This is a genomic window from Bradyrhizobium sp. BTAi1 (genome assembly GCF_000015165.1).
Classification (GTDB): Bacteria; Pseudomonadota; Alphaproteobacteria; order Rhizobiales; family Xanthobacteraceae; genus Bradyrhizobium; species Bradyrhizobium denitrificans.
Map to the genome: position 1 here is coordinate 4,657,739 of NC_009485.1, position 26,912 is coordinate 4,684,650.

At 65.0% G+C, this 26,912-nt stretch carries 24 protein-coding genes; 1 reads left to right on the forward strand and 23 read right to left on the reverse strand.

Translation table 11 applies throughout. The annotated features are described in order from the left end of the window. Positions 1 to 47 precede the first annotated feature (47 nt). The 16 genes from BBTA_RS20775 to pdhA all read right to left on the reverse strand — a co-directional run bounded on the left by BBTA_RS20775 (position 48) and on the right by pdhA (position 17,512). Positions 48 to 749: an ABC transporter ATP-binding protein gene (locus tag BBTA_RS20775; RefSeq protein WP_012044480.1), complete on the reverse strand. Its 702-nt coding sequence runs from the start codon at positions 747 to 749 to the stop codon at positions 48 to 50. Continuing rightward, on the reverse strand, positions 746 to 1,474 hold the full coding sequence (locus BBTA_RS20780) for an ATP-binding cassette domain-containing protein (RefSeq protein ID WP_012044481.1): 729 nt from the start codon (positions 1,472 to 1,474) through the stop codon (positions 746 to 748). Before BBTA_RS20780 ends, BBTA_RS20775 begins: the two co-directional genes overlap by 4 nt. A 1-nt stretch (position 1,475) precedes the next feature. Continuing rightward, positions 1,476 to 2,531 (reverse strand): branched-chain amino acid ABC transporter permease, encoded by a 1,056-nt coding sequence (locus BBTA_RS20785; RefSeq protein WP_012044482.1) that lies wholly within the window; start codon positions 2,529 to 2,531, stop codon positions 1,476 to 1,478. Further along, the gene (locus tag BBTA_RS20790) at positions 2,531 to 3,397 is read right to left on the reverse strand and encodes a branched-chain amino acid ABC transporter permease (RefSeq protein WP_012044483.1); all 867 of its coding nucleotides are present in this window, start codon (positions 3,395 to 3,397) and stop codon (positions 2,531 to 2,533) included. The genes BBTA_RS20785 and BBTA_RS20790 overlap by 1 nt, the downstream gene beginning before the upstream one ends. Before the next feature lie 65 nt (positions 3,398 to 3,462). Then, complete coding sequence (locus BBTA_RS20795; protein ID WP_012044484.1) at positions 3,463 to 4,701, reverse strand: ABC transporter substrate-binding protein; 1,239 nt, start codon at positions 4,699 to 4,701, stop codon at positions 3,463 to 3,465. A 97-nt stretch (positions 4,702 to 4,798) separates the two neighbouring features. Beyond that, entirely contained in the window at positions 4,799 to 5,851 is a 1,053-nt protein-coding gene (locus tag BBTA_RS20800; RefSeq protein ID WP_012044485.1) for a substrate-binding domain-containing protein, read from the reverse strand. A gap of 197 nt (positions 5,852 to 6,048) precedes the next feature. After that, positions 6,049 to 6,540: a GNAT family N-acetyltransferase gene (locus BBTA_RS20805; protein WP_012044486.1), complete on the reverse strand. Its 492-nt coding sequence runs from the start codon at positions 6,538 to 6,540 to the stop codon at positions 6,049 to 6,051. A 47-nt stretch (positions 6,541 to 6,587) separates the two neighbouring features. After that, positions 6,588 to 7,310, reverse strand: coding sequence for a tetratricopeptide repeat protein (locus tag BBTA_RS20810; protein ID WP_012044487.1), 723 nt, complete (start codon positions 7,308 to 7,310; stop codon positions 6,588 to 6,590). A 103-nt stretch (positions 7,311 to 7,413) separates the two neighbouring features. Then, positions 7,414 to 9,138, reverse strand: a complete 1,725-nt coding sequence (gene ilvD, locus BBTA_RS20815) for a dihydroxy-acid dehydratase (RefSeq protein WP_012044488.1) — start codon at positions 9,136 to 9,138, stop codon at positions 7,414 to 7,416. 233 nt (positions 9,139 to 9,371) lie between these two features. Continuing rightward, positions 9,372 to 10,343 (reverse strand): tripartite tricarboxylate transporter substrate binding protein BugD, encoded by a 972-nt coding sequence (locus BBTA_RS20820; RefSeq protein ID WP_012044489.1) that lies wholly within the window; start codon positions 10,341 to 10,343, stop codon positions 9,372 to 9,374. An 89-nt stretch (positions 10,344 to 10,432) separates the two neighbouring features. Continuing rightward, positions 10,433 to 11,674, reverse strand: a complete 1,242-nt coding sequence (locus tag BBTA_RS20825; protein WP_012044490.1) for a threonine synthase — start codon at positions 11,672 to 11,674, stop codon at positions 10,433 to 10,435. 134 nt (positions 11,675 to 11,808) lie between these two features. Beyond that, positions 11,809 to 13,230, reverse strand: coding sequence for a dihydrolipoyl dehydrogenase (gene lpdA, locus BBTA_RS20830; RefSeq protein WP_012044491.1), 1,422 nt, complete (start codon positions 13,228 to 13,230; stop codon positions 11,809 to 11,811). 151 nt (positions 13,231 to 13,381) lie between these two features. Further along, the gene (locus tag BBTA_RS20835) at positions 13,382 to 14,740 is read right to left on the reverse strand and encodes a pyruvate dehydrogenase complex dihydrolipoamide acetyltransferase (protein WP_012044492.1); all 1,359 of its coding nucleotides are present in this window, start codon (positions 14,738 to 14,740) and stop codon (positions 13,382 to 13,384) included. 2 nt (positions 14,741 to 14,742) lie between these two features. After that, positions 14,743 to 15,048 carry a DUF5076 domain-containing protein gene (locus BBTA_RS20840; RefSeq protein ID WP_012044493.1) on the reverse strand — a complete coding sequence of 102 codons (306 nt, stop codon included), beginning with the start codon at positions 15,046 to 15,048 and terminating at the stop codon, positions 14,743 to 14,745. A gap of 14 nt (positions 15,049 to 15,062) precedes the next feature. Further along, a complete protein-coding gene (locus tag BBTA_RS20845; RefSeq protein ID WP_041750801.1) occupies positions 15,063 to 16,460 on the reverse strand; it encodes a pyruvate dehydrogenase complex E1 component subunit beta in 1,398 nt (465 codons plus the stop codon). Between the two features lie 29 nt (positions 16,461 to 16,489). Next, positions 16,490 to 17,512, reverse strand: a complete 1,023-nt coding sequence (pdhA, locus tag BBTA_RS20850) for a pyruvate dehydrogenase (acetyl-transferring) E1 component subunit alpha (protein ID WP_012044495.1) — start codon at positions 17,510 to 17,512, stop codon at positions 16,490 to 16,492. A gap of 472 nt (positions 17,513 to 17,984) precedes the next feature. Here pdhA and BBTA_RS20855 point away from each other — a divergent pair, with 472 nt between their 5' ends. Further along, positions 17,985 to 19,664, forward strand: a complete 1,680-nt coding sequence (locus BBTA_RS20855) for a methyl-accepting chemotaxis protein (protein ID WP_244424059.1) — start codon at positions 17,985 to 17,987, stop codon at positions 19,662 to 19,664. Between the two features lie 86 nt (positions 19,665 to 19,750). Here the strand turns inward: BBTA_RS20855 and BBTA_RS20860 are convergent, their stop codons facing one another. From BBTA_RS20860 to eno, 7 genes are all read right to left on the reverse strand, one after another. Further along, the gene (locus BBTA_RS20860) at positions 19,751 to 20,065 is read right to left on the reverse strand and encodes a septum formation initiator family protein (RefSeq protein WP_012044497.1); all 315 of its coding nucleotides are present in this window, start codon (positions 20,063 to 20,065) and stop codon (positions 19,751 to 19,753) included. A 62-nt stretch (positions 20,066 to 20,127) separates the two neighbouring features. Continuing rightward, positions 20,128 to 20,919 carry an aldolase gene (locus BBTA_RS20865; protein WP_012044498.1) on the reverse strand — a complete coding sequence of 264 codons (792 nt, stop codon included), beginning with the start codon at positions 20,917 to 20,919 and terminating at the stop codon, positions 20,128 to 20,130. A 165-nt stretch (positions 20,920 to 21,084) separates the two neighbouring features. Further along, complete coding sequence (locus BBTA_RS20870; protein ID WP_012044499.1) at positions 21,085 to 21,642, reverse strand: NADPH-dependent FMN reductase; 558 nt, start codon at positions 21,640 to 21,642, stop codon at positions 21,085 to 21,087. A gap of 148 nt (positions 21,643 to 21,790) precedes the next feature. After that, on the reverse strand, positions 21,791 to 22,960 hold the full coding sequence (locus BBTA_RS20875; RefSeq protein ID WP_012044500.1) for a serine hydrolase: 1,170 nt from the start codon (positions 22,958 to 22,960) through the stop codon (positions 21,791 to 21,793). Positions 22,961 to 23,175: 215 nt separating this feature from the next. Beyond that, positions 23,176 to 24,174 (reverse strand): MBL fold metallo-hydrolase, encoded by a 999-nt coding sequence (locus tag BBTA_RS20880; RefSeq protein ID WP_012044501.1) that lies wholly within the window; start codon positions 24,172 to 24,174, stop codon positions 23,176 to 23,178. A 120-nt stretch (positions 24,175 to 24,294) separates the two neighbouring features. Next, positions 24,295 to 25,437: a zinc-binding dehydrogenase gene (locus tag BBTA_RS20885; RefSeq protein ID WP_012044502.1), complete on the reverse strand. Its 1,143-nt coding sequence runs from the start codon at positions 25,435 to 25,437 to the stop codon at positions 24,295 to 24,297. Between the two features lie 36 nt (positions 25,438 to 25,473). After that, the gene (gene eno / locus BBTA_RS20890; RefSeq protein WP_012044503.1) at positions 25,474 to 26,757 is read right to left on the reverse strand and encodes a phosphopyruvate hydratase; all 1,284 of its coding nucleotides are present in this window, start codon (positions 26,755 to 26,757) and stop codon (positions 25,474 to 25,476) included. Between the last annotated feature and the right edge of the window lie 155 nt (positions 26,758 to 26,912).

Here is a 26,912-nt window from a genome sequence, read left to right on the forward strand (position 1 = left end):
ACAGCAATGTGCAGTTCAATGGGCCGGCGCAGCCGCGCCGGAAGTTTCTAGCTCGGGACCATCTGACCTTCCCGGGCCAGCAGACTCTCACGATCGAGTTCCTCGGTGATGCGTCCCTTCTGGATGTGCAGGATGCGGTCCGATAACGACGTGATGAATTCCAGGTTCTGCTCGACGACGATCAAAGACAGCTTCCAACGCGTCTTCAGCGCCAGAAGCGTCTCGATGATCTCCTCGATGATGGAGGGCTGGATGCCCTCGGTGGGCTCGTCCAGCAGGATCAGCTTTGGCTTGGTGCAGAGGCAGCGCGCCAGCGCCAGCAATTGCTGCTCGCCGCCGGAGAGCGCGCCGCCGCGGCGATCGAGCAGCCGCACCAGGCGCGGAAAATCCTGCAGCACGGTGTCGATGACGCTGCGGTCCTCCTTGGGCGCCGCAGCAAGGCCCATGCGCAGATTCTCCATCACCGACAGATCCGGGAAGATCTCGCGGCCCTGCGGCACCAGCCCGATGCCGAGCCGCGAGCGCTCATGCGGCTTGAGATGCGTGATGGTCTTGCCTGCGAACACCACCGAGCCGTCGGTGGTCGGCAGATGTCCCATCAAGGTCCGCAGCGCCGTGGTCTTGCCCATGCCGTTGTGGCCGAGAATGCCGAGATACTCGCCGTCGGCCACCGTCAGATCGACGCCGAACAGGATCGGAATCCGGCCGTAGCCGGATTTGAGACCCTTGACCTCGAGGAGCGCGCTCATGCTGCCACCTTCTTGCCGAGATAGACGTCGCGCACGCGGCTGTCGGCGAGCACCTTGTCGACGGTGTCCTCGACCAGCACACGGCCCTGGTGGAACACGGTAACGCGCTTGGCGATCTGCTTGATGAACTCCATGTCGTGCTCGACGACGACGATGGCGCGGGTCTGGTTGATCTCGCGGATGATCGCGGCGGTGTGGAAGGTCTCCTCGTCGGTCATGCCCGCGGCGGGCTCGTCGAGCAGGATCAACTCCGGCTCGGCGGCCAGCACCATGCCGATCTCGACCCATTGCCGCTGACCGTGCGACAAGGTGGCGACGATGCTGTCGGCGTAGTCGGTCAGCCGGATCATCTGCAGCACCGCATCGACCGCCGGGCCCTGCTGCCGCGGCGTCGCCTTGCGGCGCACCGCCATCCAGATGTTCTCGCGCACCGACAGGCCATTGAACACGTTCGGCACCTGGGTCTTGATGCCGATACCCATGCGCGCGATCTCATGCGAGGCCTTGCCGGCAATCGGCATGCCGCGGAAGGCGATCGTGCCCGAGGTCGGCACCAGTTGCCCGGTGAGGGTCTTGAAGAAGGTGCTCTTGCCGGCACCGTTCGGACCGATCAGGCAGCGCAGCTCCATCTCCTGCAAAGTGAAGGTGATGTCGTCATTGGCGACGACGCCGCCGAAGCGCATGGTCAGGTGCTCGGCCTTGAGCAGAGGGACGAGGTCGGCCATGTCATTCGGCTCCTGCAGGATGCGGCGCCGCCGCCGATTGCACCGGCGGACCGTTGGTCTTCGGTTTGTTCTGCGGCATCAGCCGCAGCACCAGATCGCGCGCGGTCGGTACGATGCCCTTCGGCAGCAGCAGCACGAAGATGACGAGCACGCCGCCGAGCACGAGATTGGAGTTCAAGAGCTGCTGCGAGCCGATATAGGCGACGATGTACTCGATCACGACGCAGCCGATGATCGGGCCGAGCAAGGTGCCGAGACCGCCCACCGTGATCCAGATGATGATCTCCGCCGACAGCGACAGGCTGAAGATGGTCGGGCTGACGAAGGCGCCCCAATTGACGTAGAGCGCGCCCGCAAGGCCGGCGATGGCACCGCCGAGGATGAAGGTCAGGCATTTCACCAGCCGCGGGTCGTAGCCGAGCAGCGAGGCCCGCACCTCGTTCTCGCGCACGGCGACGATGACGCGCCCTGCCGGCAGCGCCAGCAGCAGGCGCAGCATCAGGAACACAGCGAGCAGCACGCCGGCGGTGGTCCACCATGACTGCTCCGGCGACAGCACCGTCGACGGATCGAACGGCACGTTGAAGGTCGGCACCGCCGGCATGCCGTTGAAGCCGCCGAGCAGCGCCTTACCGATCTTGTACGCATCGCCCGAGGTCGAGTTGACCGAGTTGAACAGGATCAGCGTGACGGTGAGCGTGATGACGCCGAGATAGACGTCCGAGATGCGGCCGAAGAAGATGAAATAGCCGAGGATCGCGGCGAACAAAGCGGGGACAGCGATCGCCAGCAGGATCGCCGGCGTCGAGTCCTGGAAGTTGACCGCCGCGATGGCGTAGGCATAGCCGCCGAGGCCGAAGAAGGCGGTCTGGCCGAACGACAGGATGCCGCCGAAGCCCCAGATGAAGGCGAGGCTCAGCGCCAGCACCGCCATCGCCGCAAACAAGGTCAGCTGCATCAGCGCGAACAGCTCGATGACGCTGGGTACGACCGCGATGGCGACGATCGCCAGCAGGATTCCTGCCGCCTGGAGAGCGAGACGGACGTGCTTGGGCATCACAGGTTCCCCTTGAAGAAGCGCCCGGAGATGCCCTGCGGCAGCAAGCGGATCAGCACGATCGCGGTGGTGAAGACGATGACCTCGCCATAAACCGGCGTGGTAAAATAGGCGCCGATCTGGTTGACCGAGCCGAACAGGCTCGCCGCCGAGAGCGTGCCGGAGAGGATCGCGGCGCCGCCACCGACCACGGTCATGAAGGCCTTGGCGACATAGGCGCCGCCCATCACCGGGGTGATGCCGGACACTGGCGCCAGCAGGCCGCCGGCGAGGCCCGTCACCGCGGCGCCGAGCGCGAAGGTGCTCATATAGACACGGGCCGGATTGACGCCGAGCGTCGCCGCCATGGCCGGATTCTGCATCGTTGCGCGCGCAACCAGGCCGAAGCGGGTATAGCGCATCACGCCGTAGATGATGGCCATCATGACGGCTGCCATCAAGGCGAGGAACAGCGTGTAGTAGCTCGACTGGTACGAGCCGATCGAGAAGCCGCCGAGCGGCGTCGGCACGCCCTGCTGGGTGTTGCCATAGATCGTCGTGATGATGCCGATGATCAGCAGGCTGAGCCCCCAGGTCGCCAGCATGGAATCGACCAGGCGGCCATAGAGGAAGCGGATCAGGCAGCGCTCGATGACGAGGCCGACGATGCCGACGAACAAGGGCGCGACGATCAGCATCGCGATCCAGATGTTCACCCCGGCATTGGCCGAGATCACCGTCGCATAGGCCCCTAACATGATGAACTCGCCATGGGCGAGGTTGATGATCTTCATCATGCCGAAGATGATCGCCAGTCCCAGGCACAGCAGGAACAGCGATGAGATTCCATTGAGGACGTCGAGCGCGAGGATGACGTAGATCGCCATGCGTCAGGTCTTTCAGGGCAGTTCAATGAATCCGGGTCCCGCCGGCCGGCGGGACCCGGCAGGCGTCAGAGATTGATGATGTACTGCTTGACGTCGTTCGGGTTCTTGACGAGGTCGCAGACGCTCGCGGTGTCCGCCGGCTTGGCGTCGGTGTAGGTTTCCAGCACCGACCATTTGCGGTCCTTGACCTCGGCGAGGAACGCGTTACGGACCGTATGATGGGTCTGCTTGTCGAGCGAGACCTTGCCGCTCGGGCCGTCGAAAACGAGGCCGCTTTCGAGGGCTTCGATCACCTTCATGCGGTCGATGCTGCCCGCCTTCTTGACGCCCTCGGCCCACAGCATCACGCCTTCATAGGTACACGAGGCGAGCTCGCTGATGTAAGGCGAATCCGGATGCGCCTTCTTGATCTTCTCGACGAAGCTCTTGGAGGCCGGCGTGGTCAGCTCCTCGAAATAGCCGTAGGCGCCGATGATCGCGTCGCTTTCGGCGGCATCGAGCGTCGAGGGCTCGTTGACCAGGCCGAAGGTGGTCGAGGCGATCGGGATCTTCCCCTTCATGCCGGCCGCGGTCCACTGCCGGTAGAAGGCGGTGTGGTTGCCGCCGACCAGCGCCGACAGGATCAGGTCGGGCTTGGCCGCCTGGATCTTCGAGATGGTGGAGCCGAAATTGGTGACGTCGAGCGGGAAGAAGTCGGTCGAGAGGATCTCGCCGCCATTGTCCTTGCAGTACTTGGTCATCCACTTCGCGGTGATCTGACCATAATTGTAGTCGGCCGCGATGATGTAGGCCTTCTTGCCTGCCTTCTTCATCGCGCTCGGCACCAGCTTCTCCACCGTCTGCGCCGGCGTCGTGCCGGTGCAGAAGGTGTTGCGGTCGCAGACGCCGCCTTCATACAGCGTGTTGTAGAAATACAGCACCTTGAAGCGGTCGAAGGTCGGCCGGATCGCCTCGCGCGAAGCCGAGGTGATGCCGCCGTGCACGACATCGACCTTGTCCTTCACCGCCAGCTGCTGGGCGTATTGCGAGTACAGCTGGATGTTGGACTGGGTGTCGTAGTGGATGACCTTCAGCGGCCGGCCGAGCAGACCGCCGCCGGCATTGATCTCGTCAACGGCCAGCTGCAACGCATACACCATCGGCGTGCCGGAGGTGCCGATCGGACCGGACTGGTCGTGCAGGCTGCCGACCGTGATCGGGTTCTCGGCCGCGAGCGCACCCGAACGGAACACCGCTGGTGCCGCGATCAGCGTCGAGGTCGCGAGGGCCGAGCGTTGCAGGAAACGACGGCGGGAAAGAGTCATAAGGGGTCCCCATGGGTTGGTGATGCTGGTTCACGAGCCGGTTAAAGTTTAAAATTACAATATTTGAAAAGGCAAGCGATTTTTGGTGCGACGTGCCTCAGTGCGACGTCGCGACGAGCGAAAAATCGTAGCCGTCCAGCTCGGCGAGATGGACGGGATGGCGGCCGCCAACCACCGGCTGTGCCTCGACGCCGCGCGCGGTGCGGCGCTGCAGGGTGCGCCCGTAATAGCGCCGGAGCTCGCGGGCATCGAAGCTTCCGGCTCGTTCGATCAACGCCGCCAGCGCGTGAACGCCTTCGTAGCAGGACTCGCCATAGCCGTTCGGTGGCGGGGGATTGTCGCCATAGGCCGTGTAGTAGCGCTCCAGGAATGCGCCGTTGTTGCGCGAATGCATCGACGCGAAATAGCTCGACGCAACAAACAGGTTCTCGGTCTGGCTGCTGTCAAGGCCGTAGACGATGGTCTCGTCGAAGGCGGAGGAAAAGCGAAGCACGTGGCGGCTCAGCCCGGCGGCGCAGAAGGCTCGGCTGAAGGCGATGCAGTCGAAACCGAGAAACACCGGCAGCACCACGTCGCTGCGCGTGATCTTGATGCGGTCGAGCATCTCGTCGAAGTCGTGAGCGCCGACCGGCAGATAGCACTCGCCGGTGACCGTGCAGCCGACACCGGCGATGAGCCGCTTGGCGATCTGAAGCGACGCGCGCGGCCAAATGTAGTCGTTGCCGCACAGGAAGAAGCGCCTCGCGCGCTTCGCCTCGGAGAGCCATCGGATGGCGGGCGCCATCAATTCGCCGGCCGTTTCTCCGGTCGTCATCACGTCCGCGTTGGTCGCCAGCCCCTCGAATTGCGGCGTGTAGACAAAGGGAACCTGCCCCTGTGTCGCCTGGACCACGGGATCGCGCGCATAGCTCGGCAACATGCCGATGAGGCCGTCGACGGCGAGCTCGTCGACGGCCTCACGCGCCGCGTGCGCCGCGCTTCGTCCGGTCTCGCCGGCATTCACCACGATCAGTTCCACCGGGCGGCGCATGATACCTGCAGCCTGGTTCAGCTCGGACACGGCCAACCGTCCGCAGGCCTCGGCGGAGGGCGCCCAGAGGCCCGCCGAGCCGCTCAGGGGGACGAGAAGACCGATCCGTACGCTGCGCAAAGCGTGGCGCCTCCGTTGTATCGAGGTCGCCCACTCACGAATCGTGCCAACAGCGGGTTTCCTGCAAAGCAGGTCATTCGTGTACGAAAGATCGCCAATTCCAGGGTCGCCGGCCACAACTGATCAAGAGAGCGGCGGCACCTCGCTTAATCCTTGGGCAGAAGGGCCCGGCCCGCGAATCGCGTGCCGGCGGCGGCTCAGCCGGGCTGCCGACGACCGGACGCGGCGATCGGCTTGGCCATCGGATAGGAGGATGCCGTGCCGAACTTTCCGACCGGGACGCCGGTGTCGACATAGCCACGTGCCAGATAGAAGCGGTGAGCGGTCTCGGTGCTCAGCAGCACGCAGCTCGTGGCGCCCTGCTCCGCCGCGCGCTGTTCGAGCGCCGCAAGCATGGCCGAGCTGACCCCGCGATAGCGGGCCTGCGGCGCCACATAGTTCAGCGTGATCTCGCCAGGATGCGCCAGCCCGCCGACGGCGAGAATCGCATCACCCTCGATCGCCACGAGCAGCGATCGCCCTTGCCCATCCGCCCATTGCGCGACGACGTCGGGCGTCTTGTTGGCGAGCCATCGGCCAAGGATGTCCGGATCGCCGCGGTGGTCGGCGCTGCACAATTCGGAAATCGACGCACGAATGACGGCGCAGGCCGCCGCCGCATCGCCAGGGGTCGCATCGCGAATGATCATGACGTGCCCTCTCTCGCAAGGAGGGAACGCGATGCATTCCGCTCCTGCTATTCCCGCTTGCCCTGCACCCAGCTCTCGAGCATCTGCAACGCGCTGGCGCGGTCGTCGTCCGAGGCCTTGGCAAAGGCCCGGTTGTAGCTTTCCTTGATCCAGGCCTCGTCCGGACCAGCGCTGTCACGCGCCAAGGTCAACCACATCAGGCCGCGCGCCGGCTGCCGGGGCAGACGGTCGCCATTGAACAGCATCTGGCCGAGCAAGGCCTGGGCCTGATGCTGCCCCTTCTGGGCGGCGAGGCCAAGCCAGCGCGCGCCATAGCGGAAGTCGTCGCGCGAGGCGTCCGCCGTCTTCAGATACATCCGCGCCAGATCGTACTGGGCATCGGCATTGCCGAAATAAGATGCCGCATAGGAGAACATCTCGCGGGCGCGATCCGGATCGGCCTTCACCTTCGAGTTCGGGATGCCGTTCAAGTAATAGCGGCCAAGCGCCACGAAGGCGTTGGCGACGATCTGCGCCTGCGGCGCCGACGGACTATCCTCGGCATGCGCGTTGGCGATGCGGCTGAAATAGTCGAACGCGCGGATATCGTCGCGCACGACGCCGTCGCCCGCGGCATACATCCGGCCAAGCTTGAACTGCGCCACCGGGTGACCTTCCTCAGCCGCATATTGCAATGCGGTCAAAGAAGGCGTCGTGGTGGTCGCGTTCGCGGCGGCGGCCGGCACCGATTTACGCAGCGCGCCGGGCGCGCCCGACTGAGGGCTTGCCACTGGGATTGCCGGCTCCTGGTTGACCGGAGCACCGTCGAAAGCGAATGACGGCGTCGGTAACGCGAGCGGGGCAACCCCCAGCATCAATGCGAATATGAGTCGATCAGATGTCCGCATAGCAATGTTTCTCTTGCGCACCACCTGGATGGGTCACGGCGCCCGCAACGGCCGGCCCCACCTGCTGGGCATATTTCCAAAGCGCACCTGACGTGTGCTGTGTCTCACGCGGCGTCCACTTGGTCTTGCGTGCCGCGAGTTCGGCATCACTCAACTTGACGTCGAGACGCCCTGCGACGGCGTCGATTTCGATAATGTCGCCGTCTTCGACGAGGGCGATCGGCCCCCCGATGGCGGCCTCCGGTCCGATATGGCCGATGCAGAAGCCACGGGTCGCGCCCGAGAACCGGCCGTCGGTGATCAGCGCGATCTTGCCGCCCATGCCCTGTCCGGTGAGCGCCGCCGTGGTCTGCAGCATCTCCCGCATGCCGGGACCGCCGCGCGGCCCCTCATAGCGGATGACGATGACATCGCCTTCGCGATAGGTCCGCTTCTGCACCGCCTCAAAGGCATCCTCTTCCCGATCGAAGCAGCGGGCCGGCCCAGAGAATTTCAAGTTCGACATGCCCGCGACTTTCACGATCGCACCCTCTGGCGCGAGATTGCCTTTCAGACCGACAACACCACCGGTCGCAGTGATCGGCTGATCAGCCGACCTCACCACGTCCTGGTGCGGATTCCATTTCACGCCTTTGAGGTTTTCGGCGATCGTCCGGCCGGTGACTGTGAGGCAGTCGCCATTCAAATAGCCATGGTCGAGCAACGTCTTCATCAGAAGCGGAATACCACCAGCCTCGAACATGTCTTTGGCGACATAGCGGCCACCTGGCTTCAAATCCGCGATATAAGGTGTCTTTTTGAAGATTTCGGCGACATCAAACAGGTCAAACTTGATACCTGCCTCGTGTGCAATCGCTGGTAGGTGCAGCGCAGCGTTGGTCGAGCCGCCGGAGGCCGCGACGACGGCCGCCGCATTCTCCAGCGCCGCCCGCGTGACGATGTCGCGCGGCCGGATGTTGGCCGCGATCAGCTCCATCACCTTCTCGCCCGCGGTCATGCAGAACGAATCGCGGATCTCGTAAGGCGCCGGAGCCCCGGCCGAATAGGGCAGCGCCAGTCCGATCGCCTCGGAGACCGTCGCCATCGTGTTGGCCGTGAACTGCGCGCCACAGGCGCCGGCCGACGGACAGGCGACGCGCTCGAGCTCATCGAGATCGTCGTCCGACATCTGGCCGACCGAATGCTTGCCAACGGCCTCGAACATGTCCTGCACGGTGACCTGCTGCCCGCGGAAATTGCCGGGCAGGATCGAGCCGCCATAGATGAAGATCGACGGCACGTTGAGCCGGACCATCGCCATCATCATGCCCGGCAGCGACTTGTCGCAGCCGGCCAGACCGACGAGCGCGTCGTAGGCATGACCGCGAATCGTCAGCTCGACGGAATCAGCGATCGTCTCGCGCGAGGGCAGCGACGAGCGCATGCCGTCATGGCCCATCGCGATGCCATCGGTGACGGTGATGGTGCAAAACTCGCGCGGCGTGCCGCCGGCGTGGGCAACGCCCTTCTTGACGGCCTGAGCTTGCCGCATCAGCGCGATGTTACACGGCGCGGCCTCGTTCCAGCACGAGGCGACGCCGACGAAGGGCTGATGGATCTGAGCCGTGGTGAGGCCCATCGCGTAGAGATAGGACCGATGCGGCGCACGCTCGGGCCCTTCCGTCACGTGACGGCTGGGCAGCCTGCGCTTGATGTCGGTCTTCGCGTCCATCGCTGTTCTGGCCTCCCGGTGCTCCGAAGGCCGCCAAATCCCAGGAGTGGATTTTTGCAGCCTCACACGCACTGGTACTGTTCTGATCAAAGTATTTCACGACCAGGTGTGGCCAAAAAGCGGCGCGTTTGCGGAGCGCCCGAGATTGTTACCAAAACTTCGTAAACTGTGACTGCGTCGCAACATTCGTGGCCGATGCGCCACCATCGCTCGCAGAGCCTAATACCTCTCCTTTACTCTGGCACCACTCCCGCGGCCCTGATCATGGGCCACCATTTAGCGATTTCCTGCCGCTGCAGGGTGCCGAGCGCCTCCGGCGTCAGCTGATTTGGGGACGGCATCTGCAACCCCAAGTTATTCAATTGATTTTTTACAGCCGGATCATTCAGGGCGGCGACGGCGGCCGCATTGAGTGTCGTGACGATCTCCCCCGCCGTTCCTTTCGGCAGCCAGAGCCCGGACCACAGGGTCATGTGGAAGCCCGGCAGGCCTGCCTCATCGGTCGTCGGAATATCGGGCGCACTGTCCAGGCGCTTGGCGTCGGTCACGGCATAAGCGCGGATCGTGCCGGCCCGGACCTGGCCGATGGCGTTCGATGTCTGGTCGACGATCAGGTCGATCTGGCCGCCGACGAGGTCGTTCATGGCCGGGCCCGTGCCGCGGTAAGGCACGTATTGCAGCTTGATGCCGGTCACCTGCTCGAAATAGAGGCCGGCGATGTGGCTGCCGGAGCCGTTGCCGGCGGTACCGGCGGATGCCGGGTTCGACTGCGATTTGAGCCAGGCGACCAGTTCGGGCAATGATTTCGCCGGCACATTCGTCTTGCTGACGATGATCATCGGATTGCTCGGCAGCAGCACGACCGGCTCGAGATCGGCGACGAGATCGTAGCCCAGCCGATAGACCGCGCCGTTGGCGACATGGGTGCCGAGATGACCGAAGCTCACCGTGTAGCCGTCGGGCTTCGACCGCACGGCGCGCCCGACCCCGATCGAGCCACCCGCACCGGTCACATTCTCGACCAGCACCGGCTGCCCCAGCGTCCGCTTCATGTGTTCGGCCAGGATGCGCATCATCGCATCCGACGGCCCGCCGGCCGCGAAGGGCACGATCACGGTGATCGGGCGCGAGGGATAGGTGTCCGCCCGCGAAGGCATCGCCAAGGCGACCCACGCAAGCAGCACGGCGCAAACAGCTCGTCGCATCACGTCCTCCCTTGTGCCGCACGCGCCAAGCGCAGACGCCGATGCGTCTGCGCTGCAGCTCGTGCCCGAGGCCGCGGTGCGGTTGTTAGTTAGAACTGCCCGAAATCGATCGGCTGGTGACGATCGAGCGTACGGGTGACCGGCGGCAGCGGATATTTAAGTCCTGTCGCGCAATTGAACAGCATGACGCGATCGTTTTTCGTCACGCGCCCGTCGGCGAGGCTCTGCTTGTAGGCGGCGTAGGTCGCAGCGCCCTCGGGGCACAGCAACAGCCCCTCCTCGCGCGCGACCTCCGACAGCGCAGATGAAATCTTGTCGTCGTCGACCGCGATCGCGAAACCCTTGCTCTCGCGAACGGCGCGCAAAATGAGAAAATCCCCCACGGCCTGCGGCACGCGAATGCCGGAGGCGATGGTGTGGGCGTCCTCCCAGCGCGTCGCATGCTCGACGCCAGCTTCGTAAGCGCGCACCATCGGCGCGCAGCCGGACGCCTGCACCGCGACCATGCGCGGGCGCTTCGAACCGATGAACCCGATCTTTTCGAGCTCGTCGAATGCCTTCCACATGCCGATCAGGCCGGTGCCGCCGCCGGTCGGATAGAAGATCACGTCGGGCACATCCCAGCCGAGCTGCTCGGCGAGCTCCAGCCCCATCGTCTTCTTTCCCTCGATGCGATACGGCTCCTTCAAGGTCGACGTGTCGAACCAGCCGACCTTGGCCTTGCCCTCGCCGACGATCTTGCCGCAATCGTCGATCAGCCCGTTGACGCGATAGACCGTCGCGCCCTGCAGCTCGATCTCGCTGACGTTCACCTCCGGCGTATCCGCCGGACAGAAGATCGTCGTCTTGATGCCGCAGGAGGTCGCGTAGGCCGCCAGCGCGGCGCCGGCATTGCCGTTGGTCGGCATCGCCATATGGGTGATGCCGAGTGCCTTGCCCATCGACACCGCCATGACGAGGCCGCGCGCCTTGAACGACCCGGTCGGCAGCCGGCCCTCATCCTTGACGATGATCTCACCGCCGCCGAGCTTCTTCGACAGCTTGGGCAGATTGATCAGCGGCGTCATCACCTCACCGAGGCTGACGATATCCTGGCATTTGCGCACCGGCAGCAGCTCGCGATAGCGCCACATGTCGGCGGGCCGCTGCGCCAGCGCATCCTTGGTCAGCGCCTGCTTCACGCCCGCGAGATCGTAGCGCACCAGCAGCGGCTTGCCAGCCTTGGAGAGGTTGTGGACCTGGTCGGCCGGATAATGATCGCCCTCCATCGCGCATTCGAGATGGGTGACGAAGGTCGGACGCTCGGTGGTGAGATTGTCGCTGGATTTCACGGGCACTTACTTTCGGGATCGAGGCACATGTGTTTCAGCGCCGTCATTGCGAGCGGAGCGAAGCAATCCAGAGTCTCATCGCAGAGGCAGTCTGGATTGCTTCGTCGCTACGCTCCTCGCAATGACGCCCGGAGCTACATGTTAAGCACGCGGCCATAGGCGTCGAGCACGGCTTCCTTCATCATCTCCGACAGGGTCGGATGCGGGAACACCGTGTGCATCAGCTCCTCCTCCGTCGTCTCCAGGTTCATCGCGACGACATAGCCCTGGATCAGCTCGGTCACCTCGGCGCCGACCATATGCGCGCCGATCAGCTGTCCCGTCTTCTTGTCGAAGATCACCTTGACCAGGCCCTGGTCCTCGCCGAGCGCGATCGCCTTGCCGTTGCCAACGAAGGGGAAGCGGCCGACACGGATGTCGCGGCCCTGCTCCTTGGCCTTGGCCTCGGTGAGGCCGACGGAGGCGATCTGCGGATGGCAGTAGGTGCAGCCCGGAATGAGGTTCTTGTCCATCGCGTGCGGATGCAGGCCCTTGATCGCCTCGATGCAGACCACGCCCTCATGCTCGGCCTTGTGCGCCAGCATCGGGGGACCGGCAACGTCACCGATGGCGTAGATGCCGGGCACGTTGGTCTTGCCGTAGCCGTCGATGACGATGCAGCCGCGATCGGTCTTCACCCCGAGCTTCTCCAGCCCGAGATTTTCGATGTTGCCGACCACGCCGACGGCCGAGATCACGCGCTCGAATTCGACCGCCTCGATCTTGCCCTTGCCGTCGTCGATCGTGGCGACCACGCTGTCGGTCTTCTTGTCGAGCTTAGTGACCTTGGCGCCGGTCATGATCTTGAGGCCCTGCTTCTCCAGCTGCTTGCGGGCGATGCCGGCGATCTCGGCGTCCTCCACTGGCAGGATCTGCGGCAGCACCTCGACCACCGTCACCTCGGAGCCCATGGTGCGGAAGAACGAGGCGAACTCGATGCCGATCGCGCCGGAGCCGACCACCAGCAGCGACTTCGGCATCTTCTCCGGCACCATCGCCTCGAAATAGGTCCACACCAGCTTCTTGTCCGGCTCGAGGCCCGGCAGCACGCGCGGCCGCGCACCGGTCGCGACAATGATGTGCTTGGCCTGATAGGTGCCCTCGCCCAGCGCGCCCTTGGGCGACTCGACGTCGGATTTGGTCACCGTGATCTTGCCGGGCGCGTCGATGGCAGCCTTGCCCCAGATCACCTGGACCTTGTTCTTCTTCATCAGGAAGCCGACGCCATCGTTCAGCCGCTTCGACACGCCGCGCGAGCGGGCCACGACAGCCTTCGGATCGTAGGAGATCTTCTCGGCAGAGAGGCCGTAATCCTTGGCGTGCTGCATGTAGTGATAGATCTCGGCCGAGCGCAGCAACGCCTTGGTCGGGATGCAGCCCCAGTTCAGGCAGATGCCGCCGAGATAGGACTTCTCGATGATCGCGGTCTTGAAGCCGAGCTGGGCGGCGCGGATCGCGGTGACGTAGCCGCCCGGGCCGGAGCCAATGATGATGACGTCGAAGGATGTGTCGGCCATGGCTATGCAATCATTCTCATCGTTAGCCGGGTCAGTCGAACTCTCTCCGTCATTGCGAGGAGCGGAAGCGACGACGCAATCCAGGGTTCCGGCGGGACTCTGGATTGCTTCGCTGCGCTCGCAATGACGGCGGATGCGGTCGCAGCGTGGCTCACACCATCATCATCACGGGATTTTCGATCAGCTGCTTGAAGGCGCCGATCAGCTCGGCGCCGAGCGCGCCGTCGATCGCGCGGTGATCGCAGGACAGGGTCACGCTCATCATGTTCGCGATCTCGATCTTGCCGTTGCGTACCACCGGCCGCTCTTCCGACGTGCCGACCGCGAGGATGGTCGCATGCGGCGGATTGATCACGGCGGTGAAGTGATTGATGCCGTACATGCCGAGGTTGGACACCGCGGTGGTGCCGCCCTGATACTCCTCCGGCTTCAGCTTGCGCGAGCGGGCGCGCGCGGCGAAGTCCTTCATCTCACCTGAGATCGCCGACAGCGTCTTGGTCTCGGCCTTGCGAATGATCGGGGTGATCAGGCCGCCCGGCATCGCGACGGCGACGCCGACGTCGGAATGCTTGTGCTTGACCATGCCGCCTTCGGTCCAGCTGACGTTGCAGTTCGGAATCTTCTGCAGCGCCACCGCCATCGCCTTGATGACGAAGTCGTTCACCGAGAGCTTGTAGAGCGGCTTCTTCTCCTTGTCCTTTGGAGCTGCCGCATTGATCTCCTCGCGCGCGGTGAGCAGCTTGCCGATGTCGCAGTCGATCGTGAGATAGAAGTGCGGAACGTTCTGCACCGAGGCGGTCAGGCGCTGCGCAATGGTGCGGCGCATGCCGTCATGCGGGATGACTTCGTAGGAGCCCGGCTCGAACAGCGCCAGGATCTGCTTGTCGGACATCGACGGCGCCAGCGCGGGTGCGCCCGCAGCGGCGGGCGCCGCCGACGGCGCGGCCTTGAGGCCCTTGCCGGACTTCGCTTCCTCGACGTCACGCGCCACGACGCGGCCATGCGGGCCGGTGCCGGTGATACGCGCGAGATCGATGCCGGCGTCCTTGGCGAGACGCCGCGCCAGCGGCGACGAGAACACGCGGGCGTGGCCGTTCAACTGCGGAGCAGCGGCAGCGGCCGGCGCGGGCACAGCCGGAGCAGCAGCCGGCTTTGGCGCAGGCGCGGCGGCCGGAGCAGCCGCGGCCGCGGGAGCCGCCGCAGCGGCCTTGGTCTCAGCCTTGGGCGCCGCGGCCGCCGGAGCGCTGCCGGCCGCCTTGACGTCCTCGCCTTCGCCGGCGAGCACCGCGATCACGTCGTTGACCGGCACGTCCTGCGTGCCTTCTGGCACCAGGATCTTGGCGAGCGTGCCTTCGTCGACCGCCTCGACCTCCATCGTGGCCTTGTCGGTCTCGATCTCGGCGATGACCTCGCCCGACTTGACCTGGTCGCCTTCCTTCTTGAGCCAACGAGCGAGGTTGCCCTTCTCCATCGTCGGCGACAGCGCGGGCATCAGAATATTGATCGGCATGATCAGTGACCTTGTTTCGACCTGGGGCTGGTGCTGCCCATATCAGTCGGCCGAGCCAGCTCGGCTTCGAACATCTCGACGATGCGCTGCAGCGCCTCGTCTTCGGAATAATCGCTCTCGCGCGCATAGGCGCGCGCAGCATGACGGGCGACGTCGACCAGGAGCAGCCCCCACACGTCGGGCTCCTCGAAGGCGCGTTGGAACGCGATCGAGAGCCCGCCATCGAGCACGAAGGCGCGCAACACTTCGGTGGCGTCCTCGCGGCCGACAACGTCGGGCGGCAGCGGCTGCTCCTTGGGTCCGGCCATGTTCGGGATTTCCCTTAGCGGTAGCAGACGGATTTGGCGGCCTGCACGACCTCCGCAGCCGAGGGCAGCGCGAGCTTCTCGAGGTTCGCCGCATACGGCATCGGCACGTCCTTGCCGGACACGCGCGTCACGGGCGCATCGAGATAGTCGAAGGCGTGCTCCATGATGCGCGCGGCGATCTCGGCGCCGACGCCGCTCTGCGCCCAGCCCTCTTCCACCGTAACCGCACGTCCCGTCTTCTTGACCGAGGCGATGATGGTGTCAGTGTCCATCGGACGCAGGGTGCGCAGGTCGATCACCTCGGCCTCGATGCCCTCCTTGGCGAGCTCGTCGGCGGCCTTCAGCGCGTAGGTCATGCCGTTCGACCAGGAGATGATGGTGACGTCCTTGCCGCTCCGCGCGATGCGCGCCTTGCCGATCGGGATCACGTAGTCGTCGAGCTTCGGCACCTCGCCGGAGTGACCGTAAAGCACCTCGTTCTCGAGGAAGATCACCGGGTTCGGATCACGGATCGCAGCCTTCAAGAGGCCCTTGGCGTCGGCCGCGGAATACGGCGCGACCACCTTGAGGCCGGGGATGTGCGAGTACCAGGACGAGTAGTCCTGGCTGTGCTGCGCGGCGACGCGGGCAGCCGCGCCGTTCGGACCGCGGAACACGATCGAGCAGCCCATCTGGCCGCCGGACATGTACAGCGTCTTGGCCGCGGAGTTGATGATCTGGTCGATCGCCTGCATGGCGAAGTTGAAGGTCATGAACTCGACGATCGGCTTCAGGCCGGCCATCGCCGCACCGACGCCGATGCCGGCGAAGCCATGCTCGGTGATCGGCGTGTCCATCACGCGGCGGGCGCCGAACTCCTGCAGCAGACCCTGGGTGACCTTGTAGGCGCCCTGATATTCGGCGACCTCCTCGCCCATGATGAAGACGTCGCCGTCGCGGCGCATCTCCTCGGCCATGGCGTCGCGCAGCGCCTCGCGGATGGTCTGCGTGACCATCTCGGTGCCGGCGGGCACTTCCGGATCCGGCTCGGCCACGCTGTGCGGCGCAGCCACGCCGGTCGGCGCGGGCGAGGCCTGCACGGACGCGGCCGGCTCGGCCGGCGGCGCCGATTGCGCGGCCTTCATCTCGGCAGCAGGCGCGGCCACCTTACCGAGATCGGCCGCGGTCTCGCCGTCGGCGAGGATGGTCGCGATCGGCGTGTTGACGGCGACGTCGGCGGTGCCTTCGGGAATCAGGATCTTGCCGAGCGTGCCCTCATCGGTCGCCTCGACTTCCATCGTCGCCTTGTCGGTCTCGATCTCGGCGATCACGTCACCCGACTTGATCGCCTCGCCTTCCTTCTTCAGCCATTTGGCGAGGTTGCCCTTCTCCATCGTGGGCGACAGCGCAGGCATCAAAACTTGAATTGGCATATCAGCTCCGGAAGAAACAGCGTCTGCGCTTAGCGGTAAACGTCGGTGTAAAGCTCGGCGGCATCAGGCTCGGGATCGGCCTGGGCGAAATCGGCCGCCTCGTTGACGATCTTGCGCACATCGGCATCGATCGCCTTGAGATCCTGCTCGCTGACCTTGGCCGCCAGCAGGCGGTTGCGGACCTGCTCGATCGGATCCTGGTCGTGACGGACCTTCTCGACCTCCTCGCGGGTGCGGTACTTGGCCGGGTCCGACATCGAGTGGCCGCGATAGCGGTAGGTCTGCATTTCCAGAATGTAGGGGCCCTTGCCCTCGCGGCACCAGGCGACCGCCTTCTCGCCGGCAGCCTTCACGGCGCGCACGTCCATGCCGTCGACCTGCTCGCCCGGGATGTTGAAGGAGATGCCGCGCTTGGAGAAGTCGGTCTGCGCCGAGGCGCGCGACACCGCGGTGCCCATGGCATAGCGGTTGTTCTCGATGACGTAGATCACCGGCAGCTTCCAGAGCTCCGCCATGTTGAAGCTCTCATAGACCTGGCCCTGATTGGCCGCGCCGTCGCCGAAATAAGCGACGCTGACCGAGTCGTTGCCGCGGTAGCGGTTGGCGAGCGCCAGCCCCGTGCCGAGCGACACCTGGGCGCCGACGATGCCATGGCCGCCGAAGAAGTTCTTCTCCATGCTGAACATGTGCATGGAGCCGCCCTTGCCCTTGGAGTAGCCGCCACGGCGCCCGGTGAGCTCGGCCATGACGCCCTTGGCATCCATGCCGCAGGCCAGCATGTGGCCGTGGTCGCGATAACCGGTGATGACCTGGTCACCCTCCTTCAGCGCCATCTGCATGCCGACCACCACAGCCTCCTGGCCGATATAGAGGTGGCAGAAGCCGCCGATCGCACCCATGCCATAAAGCTGACCCGCCTTCTCCTCAAAGCGACGGATCAGCAGCATGTCGCGCAGCGCGGCCAATTCCTGTTCTCTGGTGAATTCCGGCGGCGGGCCGTTGTCTCTGTCCTGCCCTTGTTCCTTTGTGGCGGTTTTCTTGGGTGCGGCCATGGCAATTCCGGATGAGAGAAAAAAGTAGCCCTCTCTAGCTCAACTCCAGGAGACGTAAAAGGACCGCGTGAACCACCATTCACTTTGCGTTTGCCGCACTGCAACGGGCACGAAATTTTAGAAATCCAACAGCCCGTTTTTTGAAACGAAGAATGGGGAGCTGGCCCGGGCCGTCACTTTGCTGCGAGCTGAGCTGCATCAGCAACCGACCGAGGTGCGCCCGTCGGATTGCCCAAGGTCGCGCCAGCACCCCGCCCGATTGAGCGGCCCGCGCGAGCGGAAGCGTCCGATCGCCGAAACGATCCACAACGCGGCAGACGAAGGCCACGCCACACGCAGACCGGGCTGCTCCGGCCCACGCGGACCGCCGGCAATCTGCGTAGTCCTACGGAGACAAATTCAGCCGGCTTAAACCATCGGCCCGCACTGTATGTGCCACGCAGCAATGGAGCTGCGGGCCCTGGGAATGCATATGGTCCTGACGATCCCTCGCCGTTTCGGCATCCTTGTCGCCGTTTCCATCGCGATCTGCATCGCGGCCATCGCAAGCCAGCTGTTGAGCGCCCGCTCCGCCCTTCTCGACGAACGCAAGACGGCCATCGTCGGCCAGGTGCAGTCGGCCGTATCGATCGTGAAGGCGCTGGCCGCCGAGGTTCAGAAGGGCACGCTGACCGAAGCAGAGGCGCAGAGCCGCGCCAAGGCCACGCTGCGCAGCATCCGATATGGCAAGAACGACTACATCTTCGTCTACAAGCCGGACGGAGAGAATATCGTTCTTGGTCCCCGCCCCGACTGGGAAGGCAAGAATCTCAGCAACGAAAAGGACGCCAATGGCCTGTTGTTCGTGCGCGAACTGGTCACGGCGGGCCTGCGCGACGGCGGCGGTTTCTCCGAATACATGTTTGCCCGCGCCGGCAGCACCATTCCCGTCGCCAAGCTGGGCTATACGCTGAAGGCCGATCCCTGGAATTGGATCGTCGGCACCGGCGTCTATGTCGACGATCTGGACGAGATGTTCTACGCGTCCGTGAAGACGGCCTTGCTCTGGGCCGCGGGACTGATCGCGCTGCTTTGCATGATTGCCCTGCTCATTGCGCGGGGACTGGTCCGTCCGCTGCAGGCCATCACGAAGGTGATGACCGAGCTCGCGACGGGCAATCTGGCCGTGCTTGTTCCGGGCGCCGAGCGGCGCGACGAGCTCGGCGAGATGGCGCGGGCGGTCGAAGTCTTCAAGGTCAATGCGGCGGCGCGCCAGCGTCTCGAAGCCGAGCAGAAGGAGCAGGAAGGCCGCCTCGCGGCACAGCGCAAGGCGGACACCGAGCGGCTCGCCAACGAGTTCGAGCGTTCGGTCGGCAGCATCATCGAGACCGTCTCGTCGGCGGCGACCGCGCTGGAATCCTCGGCCAAGTCGCTGACAGCGACGGCCGACCGGTCTCAGGGGCTCGCCACCGTCGTCGCCAACGCCTCGGGCGACGCGTCCAACAACGTCCAATCGGTGGCGGCCTCGACCGAGGAGATGTCCTCCTCCGTCAACGAGATCAGCCGCCAGGTGCAGCAATCGGCCGCGATCGCGAGCGAAGCCGTCGAGCAGGCACGGCGCACCAACCAGCGGGTCGGCGAATTGTCGCAGGCGGCCGCCCGCATCGGCGATGTCGTCGAATTGATCAATACGATCGCGGGCCAGACCAATCTGCTGGCGCTGAACGCGACGATCGAGGCGGCGCGCGCCGGCGACGCCGGCCGCGGCTTCGCGGTGGTCGCCTCCGAGGTCAAGGCGCTGGCCGAGCAGACCGCCAAGGCCACCGATGAGATCAGCCAGCAGATCGGCGCGATCCAGGCCGCCACCCAGCATTCGGTCTCGGCGATCAGGGAGATCGGCGACACGATCGGGCGCATGTCCGAGATCGCCTCGACCATCGCCGCGGCCGTGGAGGAACAGGGCGCGGCCACCCAGGAGATCTCCCGCAACATTCAACAGGCCGCGCAGGGCACGCGCCAGGTCTCGGCCAACATTGCCCAGGTGCAGCGCGAGGCGAGCGAGACCGGATCGGCGTCGTCGCAGGTGCTCAATTCAGTGCAGTGTCTGTCGCAGGACAGCCAGCGCCTCAAGCTCGAGGTCAGCCGGTTCCTCGAATCCGTGCGCGCCGCCTGACGTATGGATCGCTGCAAGCCGGCTCGGCTCCGGGCCGGCTTTCCGGCCCCGGCAGCGTCCGCCCTTCCGCGTAGACGGATCGATCACTACGGACGGTTGATCCGGATCAGATCGTGGGGGTTGGCGTAGCCCAGCTGAAAGCGCGCGCGCTCATCGAGCATATCGGGGTCGACCCGGTCGGAGCGCAGCAGCGACACCCGCCTCTCGCCCTCGGCCCGCTCCTGCTTCAGGCGCACGAGCTCAGAAGTGAGGGAGATGATCTCCTGGTCGAGTTCCTGGCGCGCGGTGAGTCCGTAGCGCCCCGTATAAGCGTTGATGCCGAAATAGCCGATGATGGCCGCCGCCATCGTATAGAGGGCGAGCCCCGTCAGGAACGATTTCAGGCGTGCGCGGGAGACCATAGGCGTGACAATGCGAGCCCGGCGGTTAAGGAATCGCTAACCCTGCCCAACCCACGAGGCGCTCAACTCCGATACGCCGGCTCCTCGGCGTCCAGCGTGCGCTTGATCGCCTCGAGATGCAGCCGCGCCGATTCCGTATCGCCGTCCCGCATCTGCCGGTAGGTCGCTTCGGCAATCTCGGGGGCGACCGGCACGACCGTCCGCCCGGTCGACAGCGCCAGGCACTGCACCTGGCAGGCGCGCTCGAGATAGTACAGATCGTCCCAGGCTTCCGCGATGGTCGGCGCCAGCACCATCACGCCATGATGCTTCATGAACACGATGTCGGCGTCGCCGATCGCGGCGGCGATGCGGTCGCCCTCGCTGTTGTTGAGCGCCAACCCGTTGTAGTTCTCGTCGACGGCGGTGCGGCCGTAGAATTTCAACGCGGTCTGTCCGGCAAAGATCAGCGGCTGGCCTTCCGTCATCGACAGCGCCGTTGCATAGGGCATGTGCGTGTGGAAGGCGACCTTGGCGCGCGGCAGCGCCTTGTGGATGCGGGCATGAATGTAGAAGGCGGTGGCTTCCGGGCGGCCGTCGCCGGCGATGACGTTGCCGTCGAAATCGCACACCAGCAGCTGCGATGCCGTCAGCTCGCGAAAGGCGTAGCCGTAGGGATTGACGATGAAGAGGTCATCGTAGCCGGGCACCAGCGCCGAGAAGTGGTTGCAGATGCCCTCCTCCAGGCCGTACCGCGCCGCCATGCGAAAACAGGCCGCGAGGTTGACGCGCGCCTGCCAGATCGCCTCCGAATTCAGCTCCGGCTGGTTCGGACCGGGCTTCGACGAGTTGGCAGGGGTGAATGCATGAGCCATGGCGCGTCCTTGCTGCGTGACCTTGGTGCGTCTCGTTGCGGCGCGTCCTGGCGTGCGCATCATTGCGCAGGGCGCCGCCTCCCCTTGAAAACCGATCGGGCAGAGCGCGTCAACGCCCTGCCCTGCTCGACGCGGATGGCCCGCCTGATGCGGCGAGGATGAAAGTCAGCCGTTCTGCTTGGCCACGAAGACGGCGAATGCGTCCAGATATTGCTGCAGCACCGTCTTCAGCGCGTCCTTGGTCAGTTCGCCCTGGCCATCGAACGCATCGCCGACGCCGTTGAGATAGATCTCAGGCTGGCCCATCACCGGACCCGAGATGCCCGGCATGATATTCTGCAGATGCTTGGCCGCGGCGACGCCCCCGAGCGGGCCCGGCGAATTGGAGATCAGGCCGACCGGCTTGCCCAGGAACGAGCTCTGCCCATACGGACGCGAGGCGATGTCGATGGCGTTCTTCAGCACGCCGGGGATCGAGCGATTATATTCGGGCGTCAGGATCAGCACGCCGTTCGAGGCCTTGAGCTTCTCCCGCAAGGCGAGCCAATCCGCGGGCGGGTTGGCCTCGAGATCCTGGTTGAAGAACGACAGGCCTTCGAGCGTGGCCACCTCGATCTTGAGGCTGGCGGGGGCAAGCTTGGCCATCGCCTTCGCGATCTTGAGGGTGAAGCTCTCCTTGCGGAGGCTGCCGACGAGCGCGACGATCGAATAGGGAGCGGGCATGAGACCATCCTTTGAAGAGGAACGTATGGGACGCACTTAAGGCCCGCAGCCAACAACATGCAAGTGCATGAACTAGCCGATCGCGAAACTCAGCGTTTCATCGCGGGAAACGTTCGGATGTTCCAGCCGGGTCACCGCCGCGGCCAAATCACCGTGCGGCCATGATGCAGCGGGTGAATTCGGCCACCGCCTGGTGTGTGAGCCAGATCGATGGCCCCTCGACCGGCTGCGGCCAGGACGACAGCTTTGCGATCACGATTGCGTTCGCAGCATCGACGAACAGGTTCTGGCCGTGAATGCCCATCGCGAATGTCAGCTGTGGCTGATCGTTGATGACGTACCACCCGCTGCGATAATGCATGTTGCGGCTGATGGCTGCGAAGCTGTCGCGCCATTGGCCGTCGCGCCAGGCCTGCGCGTCTCCGTTGGTCCTGATGTCGTCGAGCCAGGTCTCGGGGATGATCGCATGCGAGCCGCGCCGGCCGGCCGACAGCACGAGTTGGCCGAGCCGGGCGAAATCCCGCAAGGTGGCGCAGAAGCCGCCGGTGCAGCGCGGCGCGCCCTTGCGATCGAGCGTGATGAAGGCCTCGCCGCTCGCGCCCATCGGCTTCCACAGCAGGGTGCTTACGAGGCTGGCGAAACTGCGGCCGGTGGCGCGCTCGATCGCCCAGCCGAGCAGATCGGTGTTGGACGAGACGTAGCTGAAAGCACCGCCATGCGGCTTGGCCTGCGCGCGCATCGTCGCGAAGAAGTCATGCAGGTTCGGCGTTGTGCCCGGTGCGACCGGCTCCCAGCCGGCGGCGTCGGCATAGGCCTGCAGCCCGGCGCCGTCGAACACGATGCCGGCGCGCATGTCGATGAGCTCACGGATCGTGGCGCCCTGGTAGGCCGTGGCCGCGACCTCCGGCACGTAGCGCGCCACCTCGGCATCGATGTCGATCTCGCCGCGATCCTCAAGGATGCCGAGCATCAAGCCGGTGATCGACTTGGTCGCGGACATCAGAATGTGCGGCGTGTCGCGATCGGTGCCGCCGTCATAGTGTTCGAACACGATGTGGCCGTCCTGCAGGATCAACAGTCCGTCGGTCGCCGTCGTCTTCAGGAAGCCATCGAGGTCGAGCGTGCCACCCTTGGGCAGGCGCAGGCTGAAATCATCGAACGCGACCGGACGTGCCGGCAGGGACCAGGCGCTGCCCGGCGCGCTCTCGATCTCGGCGACCGGCAGGATCGATCGGATGTTGTGAAAGGCCCAACGGCTGAACGGCGCGGTGCGCCAGTTGGAGAGATCGGCGCGGGAGGGAGAAAGGTCGGTCGACATGCGAATCCTGCGGGATTTCCGAGGTGCTCGACATAGGGGTTCGCAGCCAGCGCGGAAAGCCCGACATTTCGCATATGCAAAAACGACCAGGCCGCCCAAAGGCGGCCCGGCACTCTCTCTCCTGCGTCATTGCGAGCGAAGCAATCCAGGGCTCGGTTGGGACTCTGGATTGCTTCGTCGCTACGCTCCTCGCAATGACACCCACAGAGGCTGAATCAGAGAACCGAATTCCACGGCGCCGGGATCAGCCGGTACTTGGCGCCGTCCTTCTCGACATAGCCCACCGAGGGGAACGAGAAATGGAAGCCGATCACCTTGGCCTTCTCGGCGGCGACCATGTCGTAGAACTTGTGCCGGGTCTCTTGCGCCTGCGCCGCATCGGTATCGAACATCACGTGCCAGTCGGGATTGCGCAGGAACAGCTCCGGCACGTTGGTGACGTCGGACTGGATGAACACCTTGGCATTGCCCGAGGCGACGGCGAACGAGGTGTGGCCCGGCGTATGACCCGGCGTCGCCAGCGCCGTGATGCCCGGCGCCACTTCCTTGTCCCACTCGTATTGGGTGACCTTGCTCTCGAGCCCGCCGAACACCTTCTTGAAGTTGGCGAAATTGCCCTTCATCAGCTCCGACTGCGCCTTGGCGGCGTTCTCGTCGCTGTTCCAGAACGCCCACTCCACCGAGGGCACCTTGAGCTCGGCATTCGGGAACGCCAGCGAGCCATCGGCGAGCCTGAGGCCGTTGATGTGGTCGCCATGCATGTGGGAGAGCACGACGACGTCGATGCTCTTCGGATCGACGCCGGCCGCGGCCAGGTTCTGCAGGGTGCGGCCGACCGCGCCCTTGCTCGCCTCGAAGGCGCCTGCGCCGTTGCCGGTATCGATCAGGACCAGCTTCGAGCCGGTATTGATCAGCTGCGGATTGAAGGGAATCGTGACCATGCCCTTCGGCATGTAGGCGCTTTCCGCCGCCGCCAGCGCGTCGTCCTTGGCGGTGTTGACCACGAACTTGTCGGGCATCGGGAAGGTGCGCGCGCCGTCATTGACGGAGGTACATTCGTAGTCGCCGACCTTGTAGCGGTAGAAGCCGGGCGCCTGCGCACCGGCAGGCGCGACGGCCGCGCGAGCCTCGCGGCCGGCCAACGGCGGCAACGCGCTCGCGGCTCCGGCAAGGGCCGCCCCGGCCAGAAATCGACGGCGATCCAACTGCGTCATGACACATCTCTCCTCAGTGCTGTCAGCGGCCAACACCGCCCTCGGACAAAACGGCGCGGATTGTCTCCGGCCGCAGGCCAAACGCAAGCCTGTCCGCAACGTCCGGGGAGCGACGTTAGGTCACTTATCTTTGTGAGGGTCGATAAGGAATTTTTCGCCAGTTGCCCGTTTGGCGTACACTGCAAGGTTGGCCGGATCGAGCGCCTCGGTCAATGACACGACCTTCGTGTAGTGGCTGGCGAAGGTGGTCTTGAGCTCGTCGACGACGCGCTGGCGCAGCCGTTCTGTGTCCGCCCGGCCGATCTTCATCAGGAACGGAAACAGCAGCCAGCCGCCGACGCTCCAGGTCATGCCGAAGCCGCGGGTGATCTCAGTCGGGCGCGTATCCAGGCCGCCATAGATGTAGACCTGCTTGTGCACGCTTGAGCCGTAGCGGCTGTAGGGATGCTTGCCGGACTTGTTGATCGCGGCTTCCATCGCATTGAGGATCTGGCCGGCGAGCTTGCCGCCGCCGATCGCGTCGAAGGCGATGGTCGCGCCGGTCTCGACCAGCGCCGCGATCAGCTCGTCCATGAAGGTCGGCGATGTCGAATCGACGATGTATGTTGCACCGATGCCGCGCAGGATCTCAGCCTGGGCTGCGCTGCGCACGATGTTGACCAGGGGAATGCCGTCCTTCAGGCAGATCTTGTTGAGCATCTGACCGAGATTGGAGGCGGCGGCGGTGTGCACCAGCGCGGTATGGCCCTCGCGCCGCATCGTCTCGGTCATGCCGAGCGACGTCAGCGGATTGACGAAGCAGGATGCGCCCTCGGCCGCCGTGGTGCCCGTCGGCAGCGGCAGGCATTCGGAAATCTTGAGGCAGCGATATTGGCTGTACATCGCGCCGCCGATGGCGGCGACGGTGCGGCCCATCAGCGCCTTGGCAGCCTCCGACGAGCCGGTCTTGACCACGGTGCCGGCCCCCTCATTGCCGATCGGCAAGGATTCGTCGAGCCGGCCGGCCATCGCCCGCATCCCCGCCTCCGGCACCTTGGCAGTGATCACGGGCCGCGCCTTCGTGCCCGACGCCTGGAGTGTCGAGAGATCGGCCGCGCCAACGAGGAGGCCGAGATCGGACGGGTTGATCGGCGCCGCCTCGATCCGCACCACGACCTCGTCCGGCCCCGGCTCAGGGGTCGGCACGTCGACCAGCGAGAGCTCAAGCTCGCCGCTGCGCTTGATCAATGTCCGCAGCTGCAGGCCCTGTGTCTCGACACTCATGCGCGCCTCCCCTGTTGTCTTGTTTTCAGCGAACGATCAGGCCAGCGCCTTCAGCGCCGAACGGCCGGCGTAGCGCGCCTGCGCGTCGAGCTCCTGCTCGATGCGCAGCAGCTGGTTGTACTTGGCGGTACGGTCGGCACGCGCCAGCGAGCCGGTCTTGATCTGCCCGCAATTGGTGGCGACGGCGAGATCAGCGATCGTCGAATCCTCGGTCTCGCCCGAGCGATGCGACATCACGGCCGTGTAGCCGGCCTTGTAGGCCATCTCGACCGCCGCCAGCGTCTCTGTCAGCGTGCCGATCTGGTTGACCTTGATCAGGATCGAATTGGCGCGGCCGTTGCGGATGCCATCGGCGAGGCGGTTGACGTTGGTGACGAACAGATCGTCGCCGACCAGCTGGCACTTGCTTCCGATCAGGTCGGTGAGCTCCTTCCAGCCGTCCATGTCGTCCTCCGACATGCCGTCCTCGATCGAGACGATCGGGTAGCGCGCGACAAGGTCGGCGAGATATCTGGCCTGCTCGGAACGCGAGCGGCTCTTGTTCTCGCCTTCATAGACATACTTGCCGTCCCTGAAGAACTCGGTGGCGGCGCAGTCCAGCGCCAGCATGACGTCCTCGCCCGCATTGTAGCCGGCCTTGCCAATCGCGCTCATGACGAAGTCGAGCGCGGCATCGGCCGACGGCAGGTTCGGCGCGAAGCCGCCCTCGTCCCCGACATTGGTGTTGTGGCCGGCCTTCTTCAACTCGCCCTTCAGGGTGTGGAAGATCTCCGAGCCGCAGCGCAGCGCTTCGGCGAAGCTCGGCGCGCCCACCGGCATGATCATGAATTCCTGGAAGTCGATCGGGTTGTCGGCATGGACGCCGCCATTGACGATGTTCATCATCGGCACCGGCAACGTGCGGGCCGAGGTGCCGCCGACATAGCGATACAGCGGCATGTCGTAGGAGATCGCGGCCGCCTTGGCACAGGCCAGCGACACACCGAGAATCGCGTTGGCGCCGATCCGGCTCTTGTTCGGGGTGCCGTCGAGCTCGATCAGGATCTGGTCGATCTGGACCTGGTCCTGGACCGACATGTCGCTGAGCGCCTCATAGATCTCGTCATTGATCGCCTCGACCGCCTTCAGCACGCCCTTGCCGAGGTAGCGATGCTTGTCGCCGTCGCGCAGCTCGACCGCCTCATGGGCGCCGGTGGAGGCACCGGACGGCACGGCGGCGCGGCCGACCGAGCCGTCCTCCAGCACGACGTCGACCTCGACCGTGGGATTGCCGCGGCTGTCAAGGATTTCGCGGCCGATGATATCGACGATGGCGGTCATGGGGTCCTCTTGAGGGCTTTTCTGGTGGGTTTTGCTGCGCCGCTTCTAGCGCAGGGACGGGAGGCCGAAAAGGCCAAGTCGCGACCAAATCAAGTCGCAACCAGATCAGGTCGCCAAGTCACGAAGCGGGTGACGCCAGCGGTACGATTGGATAA

Bases quoted from the DNA above. Each gene is read 5' to 3' on its own strand.
- BBTA_RS20775 (WP_012044480.1), bottom strand. From the start codon at position 749: ATGAGCGCGCTCCTCGAGGTCAAGGGTCTCAAATCCGGCTACGGCCGG.
- BBTA_RS20780 (WP_012044481.1), bottom strand. From the start codon at position 1,474: ATGGCCGACCTCGTCCCTCTGCTCAAGGCCGAGCACCTGACCATGCGC.
- BBTA_RS20785 (WP_012044482.1), bottom strand. From the start codon at position 2,531: ATGCCCAAGCACGTCCGTCTCGCTCTCCAGGCGGCAGGAATCCTGCTG.
- BBTA_RS20790 (WP_012044483.1), bottom strand. From the start codon at position 3,397: ATGGCGATCTACGTCATCCTCGCGCTCGACGTCCTCAATGGAATCTCA.
- BBTA_RS20795 (WP_012044484.1), bottom strand. From the start codon at position 4,701: ATGACTCTTTCCCGCCGTCGTTTCCTGCAACGCTCGGCCCTCGCGACC.
- BBTA_RS20805 (WP_012044486.1), bottom strand. From the start codon at position 6,540: ATGATCATTCGCGATGCGACCCCTGGCGATGCGGCGGCGGCCTGCGCC.
- ilvD (WP_012044488.1), bottom strand. From the start codon at position 9,138: ATGGACGCGAAGACCGACATCAAGCGCAGGCTGCCCAGCCGTCACGTG.
- BBTA_RS20820 (WP_012044489.1), bottom strand. From the start codon at position 10,343: ATGCGACGAGCTGTTTGCGCCGTGCTGCTTGCGTGGGTCGCCTTGGCG.
- lpdA (WP_012044491.1), bottom strand. From the start codon at position 13,230: ATGGCCGACACATCCTTCGACGTCATCATCATTGGCTCCGGCCCGGGC.
- BBTA_RS20835 (WP_012044492.1), bottom strand. From the start codon at position 14,740: ATGCCGATCAATATTCTGATGCCCGCGCTGTCGCCGACGATGGAGAAG.
- BBTA_RS20840 (WP_012044493.1), bottom strand. From the start codon at position 15,048: ATGGCCGGACCCAAGGAGCAGCCGCTGCCGCCCGACGTTGTCGGCCGC.
- BBTA_RS20845 (WP_041750801.1), bottom strand. From the start codon at position 16,460: ATGCCAATTCAAGTTTTGATGCCTGCGCTGTCGCCCACGATGGAGAAG.
- pdhA (WP_012044495.1), bottom strand. From the start codon at position 17,512: ATGGCCGCACCCAAGAAAACCGCCACAAAGGAACAAGGGCAGGACAGA.
- BBTA_RS20855 (WP_244424059.1), top strand. From the start codon at position 17,985: ATGGTCCTGACGATCCCTCGCCGTTTCGGCATCCTTGTCGCCGTTTCC.
- BBTA_RS20860 (WP_012044497.1), bottom strand. From the start codon at position 20,065: ATGGTCTCCCGCGCACGCCTGAAATCGTTCCTGACGGGGCTCGCCCTC.
- BBTA_RS20865 (WP_012044498.1), bottom strand. From the start codon at position 20,919: ATGGCTCATGCATTCACCCCTGCCAACTCGTCGAAGCCCGGTCCGAAC.
- BBTA_RS20870 (WP_012044499.1), bottom strand. From the start codon at position 21,642: ATGCCCGCTCCCTATTCGATCGTCGCGCTCGTCGGCAGCCTCCGCAAG.
- BBTA_RS20875 (WP_012044500.1), bottom strand. From the start codon at position 22,960: ATGTCGACCGACCTTTCTCCCTCCCGCGCCGATCTCTCCAACTGGCGC.
- BBTA_RS20880 (WP_012044501.1), bottom strand. From the start codon at position 24,174: ATGACGCAGTTGGATCGCCGTCGATTTCTGGCCGGGGCGGCCCTTGCC.
- BBTA_RS20885 (WP_012044502.1), bottom strand. From the start codon at position 25,437: ATGAGTGTCGAGACACAGGGCCTGCAGCTGCGGACATTGATCAAGCGC.
- eno (WP_012044503.1), bottom strand. From the start codon at position 26,757: ATGACCGCCATCGTCGATATCATCGGCCGCGAAATCCTTGACAGCCGC.